Source organism: uncultured Campylobacter sp., from assembly GCF_938017615.1.
In the GTDB taxonomy this organism is placed as follows: Bacteria; Campylobacterota; Campylobacteria; order Campylobacterales; family Campylobacteraceae; genus Campylobacter_B.
This window is the reverse complement of the sequence record NZ_CALIJA010000057.1, coordinates 1-5,626: the sequence shown is the minus strand read 5'-3', so window position 1 is coordinate 5,626 and position 5,626 is coordinate 1. Positions and strand designations below refer to the sequence as shown.

At 44.8% G+C, this 5,626-nt stretch carries 7 protein-coding genes; 5 read left to right on the top strand and 2 right to left on the bottom strand.

Features of this window, described 5'->3' with window-relative positions; genetic code table 11:
* Positions 1-416: 416 nt before the first annotated feature.
* Together Q0620_RS02515 and Q0620_RS02510 are read right to left on the bottom strand one after the other, a co-directional pair.
* Positions 417-1,373, bottom strand: coding sequence for a cation diffusion facilitator family transporter (locus tag Q0620_RS02515; protein ID WP_298783083.1), 957 nt, complete (start codon positions 1,371-1,373; stop codon positions 417-419).
* Positions 1,374-1,497: 124 nt separating this feature from the next.
* The gene (locus Q0620_RS02510; RefSeq protein ID WP_298783082.1) at positions 1,498-2,301 is read right to left on the bottom strand and encodes an ABC transporter six-transmembrane domain-containing protein; all 804 of its coding nucleotides are present in this window, start codon (positions 2,299-2,301) and stop codon (positions 1,498-1,500) included.
* A gap of 167 nt (positions 2,302-2,468) precedes the next feature.
* Here Q0620_RS02510 and Q0620_RS02505 point away from each other — a divergent pair, with 167 nt between their 5' ends.
* The 5 genes from Q0620_RS02505 to Q0620_RS02485 form a co-directional block, all read left to right on the top strand.
* Positions 2,469-2,843: a cupin domain-containing protein gene (locus Q0620_RS02505; RefSeq protein WP_298783081.1), complete on the top strand. Its 375-nt coding sequence runs from the start codon at positions 2,469-2,471 to the stop codon at positions 2,841-2,843.
* Positions 2,844-2,974: 131 nt separating this feature from the next.
* Positions 2,975-3,610, top strand: coding sequence for an NAD(P)H-binding protein (locus tag Q0620_RS02500; RefSeq protein ID WP_298783080.1), 636 nt, complete (start codon positions 2,975-2,977; stop codon positions 3,608-3,610).
* Positions 3,611-3,691: 81 nt separating this feature from the next.
* Positions 3,692-4,102: an Rrf2 family transcriptional regulator gene (locus Q0620_RS02495; RefSeq protein WP_297942112.1), complete on the top strand. Its 411-nt coding sequence runs from the start codon at positions 3,692-3,694 to the stop codon at positions 4,100-4,102.
* A gap of 159 nt (positions 4,103-4,261) precedes the next feature.
* Positions 4,262-5,302 (top strand): ankyrin repeat domain-containing protein, encoded by a 1,041-nt coding sequence (locus tag Q0620_RS02490; RefSeq protein WP_298783078.1) that lies wholly within the window; start codon positions 4,262-4,264, stop codon positions 5,300-5,302.
* 7 nt (positions 5,303-5,309) lie between these two features.
* Positions 5,310-5,626 (top strand): hypothetical protein (locus Q0620_RS02485; RefSeq protein ID WP_298783077.1); only part of this gene is annotated, 317 nt, incomplete at its 3' end.

Genomic DNA, 5,626 nt, shown 5'->3' with positions numbered 1-5,626 from the left:
TTAGCCAAAATTTTGATGCGTAGTTTAAATTTGCAGCTCGATTTACAGCTCAATTTACGGCATGGAATTTTAAAATTTAGAGGCGCGATATGCTTGGTTAAATTTAAAAATTCCGCAACGCATAGGTGCCGTTTTAAATGGTACGGCGATTCGTTGCGTAAAATTTGTAATTTTGCGCGTACAGCGCCTGATTTTAAAATGGCGTCCGCGAAGAGAAATTTTAAAATTCCACTACGCGAATGGATTTAAAATTTCATAACGAGCGCAAAATTTTAAAATTTGAAACCTCAAAATTTTAAAATTCCGAAATCTCGCGGCGCGGGCAAATTTAAAATTTAAAACTCAAGCCAAATTTTAAATTTTAAACCGAGCGGAATTCTAAATTCTAAATTGAGCGGAATTTCAAATCCAAAAATTTAATGACTATGCCCCAAATGCCCGCCATCGCCGCTTGATCTTACTTCGCAGATGAGTTCGCCGTCGCATTCGTTATCGCTACTTTCAAGCTGCAGCGTCGTGTGCGTGATGCCCAGATGCTCCATTTCGTGCGATATGTCGCGCAAGATCCGCTCCGCCTCGCGCACGCGCAGCTCGCCGCTGACCACGATGTGAGCCGTGAGTGCGTTTGCGCCGCTCGTGATGCTCCAGACGTGCAGGTCGTGCACCGAAAGTACGCCGTCTACGCCCCTGATCTGAGCGACGAGCCCGTCCAGGCACACACCCTTTGGCGAGCCCTCCATAAGGATGTTTAGGCTGTCTTTTAGCACGCCCCAGCCGCTTTTTACGATGAGCGCGGCCACGAGCACGCTAGCCGCCGCGTCCGCCCAGCCCCAGCCAAAGCACATCATCAGCAGTGCCGCCGCGATCGCGCCTACCGAGCCCAGGGCGTCGCCCAGTACGTGCGCATAGGCGCCGCGCATATTGACGTTTTCTCTCACGTCGCCGCCGCGCAGCATGTAAAGCGCCACGATGATGTTTACGGCAAGACCCAGCATGCTGATAGCAAGCATGCCCGCGGTGGCTACTTCGGGCGGGTTTTGAAAGCGCCGCGCCGCTTCGATGACGATCAAAACGGCGATCGCGACGAGGGCGAGGGCGTTTATCGTCGCGGCTAAAATTTCTATCCGCTTGTAGCCGAAGGTCTTTTGCAGATTGCCTTTGCGTTCGCCGAATTTAAATGCAAATAGCGAAAGCCCGAGTGCCGCGGCGTCTGATAGCATGTGTCCGGCGTCGGAGAGCAGGGCGAGCGAGTTCGTCGCCAAGCCGCCCGCGACCTCGATCAGCATAAAAGCGGATATCATAAGGAAGGAATTTCTCAAAACGACCTTGTTTAACGCGTGCGAATGCGCACAGTGGGCGTGATTTTCGTGCATTTTGACCTCGCTTTTGGGCAAATTTTAGTTAAATTATACCTCAAAAAAGCGCTTAAATTTTATCCATATCGCCTTCTAGTCCGGCATCTACGCGCTTACCGATGTCTTTTAGCTTGCTAAACTCCTATATCAGCCTCGGCGCGTCATCAAGACTGATCGCAAACGTCCAAAGATAGGTGAGCACCGAGTAGATGTGGCCCGCGTTTGCCTGCTTGTGTGATAGTATAAATATCGCCAAGCTAAAAATCGCCGCCGCACTCGCGCCGATGATAAAAAAGCTCATCGCCTCTCTGTTTGAGATGCGGATACGAAGCTTTGAAAGTACGTCGTAGTGGCGCTTTAGCGTACGCTCATCGCCTGCGCTTATGCGTCCTGCCTCGCGCTCTAGCTGGTTGTTTAGCTTTAGATACAAGCGGTCGTTTTTGGCGATGTATTTGGGTAGCAAAACTCCAAAAACCGCGAGCAGGGCAAAAACAGCTAAATCCACGTAGAACTCGATAAATAAAAGCATGATCGCCGAGCCGAAAATCGATACGACCGAGGTAAAAAACACGGGAAAATGCTGCTCAAAAAAATCCACGAATTCGCGAGATAAATTTGCTCTTGCGATTACGGCGCTTTCGTCTTTTGCGGCTCTTTTTTCGTTCATTATCACGCTTACGGCAAGTCCTGCATATATCCTAGTAAATACCTGCGTATCCACGCGCCGCCTAATCGAGCCAAGCCCCCAACCCACGAACACCATGCACGAGTAGCTAAGTGCTAAAAGCGTATCGCCCGCTACGATGGCGTTTATGGCGATGCCGGCTAGTACGGGATAAACGAGAAATAGCCCGTTTTCCGCCAAAACTAGACTAAACGTCAAGAACAGCTTTTTAAAATTTTTCTTTGCGATGAGCGTTAGCGTCTTAAATGCGCTATTTTGCATAAAAATCCTTCGGTTAAAATCGCACGGATTCTAGCTGATTTTAAAATTTGCGTCAAATTTTGCGGAATTTCTGCTGTAACTATTGACATTACAACAAAATTTGACTATACTTCGCTCATCAGTTGTAAGTTATAGCATTACAACAAAAAATTTCTAAGGAGAAAAAGATGTCAAACTACAAGATCGTTTCAACGAAAAATGAGCCGAGAGTCGAGCTGAAAGACGCTTTAAATTTAAGCGGCTGTGAGCTCTCTATCAACGAACTTCCCGCAAACGCGAGCGTGCCGTTCGTGCATTCGCACAAGCAAAACGAGGAGCTTTATTTGGTGCTAAAAGGCGGCGGCACGCTTTTCATCGACGGTGAGGAGACGGCGGTGGGCGAGGGCGACGCTATCCGCATCGATCCGGCGGGCAAGAGATGCTTTAAGGCGGGCGCGCAGGGGATGAAATATATCTGTATCCAAGCCAAACGCGGCAGCCTGGAGCAGTACACTAACGGCGACGGCGTGATAAATGACGATGTAAAGCCAAGCTGGCTGTAAATTTCGCAAGGCGCGCGATAAAACGCGAGCGTAAATTTTAAACTGCGAGGCGCGGCATACGGTGCCAAATGTGCGAGCGCATTAACCGCAGCGGCTGTGCGATCAAACAAATCAAATTTAAAGGAGAAACAATGAAAGTAGCAATCATCGGAGCAAACGGAAAATCAGGTTCAAATTTGGTGCAAGAAGCCCTAAAGCAAGGCTATGACGTAACGGCTATCGTGCGAAGCAAAGAGTATAAAAATGGCGACGTAAAAGTCGTTTATAAAGATGTTTTTGAGCTTAGCAAAGCCGATTTGGAGGGCTTTGACGCCGTTATCAGCGCCTTTGCGGCTTGGACGCCAGAAACTTTCCCACTTCACAAAAAAGTGGCCGCCCACCTTGCAGATCTTCTAAAAGGTAGCGATACAAGGCTCATCGTAGTTGGCGGCGCGGGTACGCTATACGTGGACGATAAAGGCACTATGGCTATGAATACGCCGGGCTTCCCGCCTGAGTATATGGGCGTCGCAAAGGCTACGGTGGAGTCGTTTTTTGAGCTAAAAGGTAGAACGGGCGTACTCTGGACATACATCTCGCCTGCCGGAGACTACGACGCAGATGGCGCTCGCACCGGCAAATACGTCCTTGGCAACGATCACGTCATACTAAACTCGCAAAACGAGAGCTATATCAGCTACGCCGATCTTGCGATCGCGATCATTGACGAGCTAAAAAATAGAAATTTCGTGCAAAAACGCTTTACCGCAGTCGGCGAGAGAGCGTGAGTTTAAAATTTTGCGTAATTTAGCTAAAATAACGCCGCACGAAACCAACGTGCGGTTTTTAAATTTAAATCAAGGCCGGTTATGCAAGTAGGTATAAAATTTTCACTCGCGGTTCACATCATGCTCTGCGTCGCGTATTTTCGCGAGGAGAAGGTCACGGGCGATTTCGTCGCCGCAAGCTCGGGGATAAACCCCGCCATCGCGCGTAAGCTGATCTCGCAGCTAAAAAACGCGGCCTTGGTGCTCACGACTGCGGGCGTGGGTGGCATCACGCTAGCTCGCGACGTGCGGCTCATTACGCTTTTAGACATTTACGAGGCGGTGAGCGAGGAGGACGCGATGTTTCGCCTGCACAAAGGCTCGCCTAGCGCCTGCCCTGTGGGCGGCAAGATCGAGGCGGTACTCGCGCCGCGCTTTGCGCGCATTCAGAATGATTTTAAAAAATCCCTATCCGACGTGAGTTTGGCGGATCTTTTGAGCGATCTAGAATAAAGCTAATTAAAATTCTAAATACGCATTTATCTTCCAAACTTGCTCAGATTTCAAGGCTTGCGGGCTAAATTTGTATAAAATTTTACCCGCCCGCCGCGTAAAATTTCGATTTAATTTGATTTAAGATATAATCCTCCTAATTAATTCTAAGGGGAAATTTTGAAATATTTAAAAGCCATATTGCAATTCATCGCAGTTTTTGCTTGCCTTATTTTGTATCTATTCATAAGCGGAAGAGTAGGACTTCATAAATCTCAATCTCACTACACTATTACGATAGGCTCTGATGCTACTAAAGAAGCGGGGCTTGATAAGTATGTAAGCGAAGCGGAGATGCAAAGTTTTGCATTTAGACATTGGGATATAGATTACAATTCAAACCCGAAAAACGTATTTAAAGAACCCGCCATAGACGTAGAGCTAAAAAGGCTTTTAAAAAGCAAGCAAACTGATAAAATTTTAAAATTTATGAAAGATAATAATCTATCCGTCGATCATACTATGCACGGAGGGGTAACGCCCGTGATGTATTCTAGCTTTTGGAATGATACAAATACCACTCAAGAGCTTATAAAGCTAGGTGCGGATATACATAAAAAAGACGAATACAAGCTATCCGCTATGGCTTATGCGATAGAAAATAATGCTACTAAAGCGGTAAGACTGCTTTTAGACAACGGGGTTAAATTTGAAGAAGTCAAAATGGTGCAGGGCTATATAGTTTGCCCTAGATATTCTGACGACACCGAAATCATAGTTGGCAACAATATAGATATAAAATTACGTACTGAGTGTCTAATCAATCACGATCACTCAAAAGATCCTGTTTATCCATTAAACTATGCAATATATAGTAATTTGATAGAAATTGCCGATATGATGCTACAAGAAGGTATGAAACCGAAAGCATATGAAGGCCCTTTGTATTATTTAAGTAATAGCAGCATTCCATTTCAGCGCAAAGAAATATTTAAAAGATCTATTTATACTTTTCTTCCGCGGGATATGATGTATAAAGATAAATTAAAATTATTAATAAAACATAATATAGATGGCTTGCCTGATAAAGATGACTTTATTGTAGCTCGCAACAATTGTATGAATAATACAGCCATGTCTATAAAAGAGAAGGAGTCTTACATAAACCATATGAATGATTACTGCTATGGAGAAAAGATATTAAAATATAAAGAATGGTAGGGGAAAAATGAGAGTAAGACTAGCAAAAGAAGATAAAAATTCAAATTATAAAGTAAGTTTATCAGATATTTCAAAAGAAAAAGATTTTATAAAATTTTTCGGTTATATGCCAAACGATAAAAAATGTACCAAGCTAGAACCGGACATCAAAATATTAAATTTCTATAATATGAAAATAGATAGATATAAAGCTCTTTGTGGCAATGGGCTAAGCGATGAAGAGATTTTGCAAAAAAGTAGCCTCAAAGATAAAAACAATACCGAGGCATTCGATATTGAGACATTTTTTAAATATTTAAATTTTGAGGAAATGTTAGAGGAAGC

Coding starts and splice junctions, on each gene's coding strand:
- Q0620_RS02510 (WP_298783082.1), bottom strand. CDS start 2,301: ATGCAAAATAGCGCATTTAAGACGCTAACGCTCATCGCAAAGAAAAAT.
- Q0620_RS02505 (WP_298783081.1), top strand. CDS start 2,469: ATGTCAAACTACAAGATCGTTTCAACGAAAAATGAGCCGAGAGTCGAG.
- Q0620_RS02515 (WP_298783083.1), bottom strand. CDS start 1,373: ATGCACGAAAATCACGCCCACTGTGCGCATTCGCACGCGTTAAACAAG.
- Q0620_RS02500 (WP_298783080.1), top strand. CDS start 2,975: ATGAAAGTAGCAATCATCGGAGCAAACGGAAAATCAGGTTCAAATTTG.
- Q0620_RS02495 (WP_297942112.1), top strand. CDS start 3,692: ATGCAAGTAGGTATAAAATTTTCACTCGCGGTTCACATCATGCTCTGC.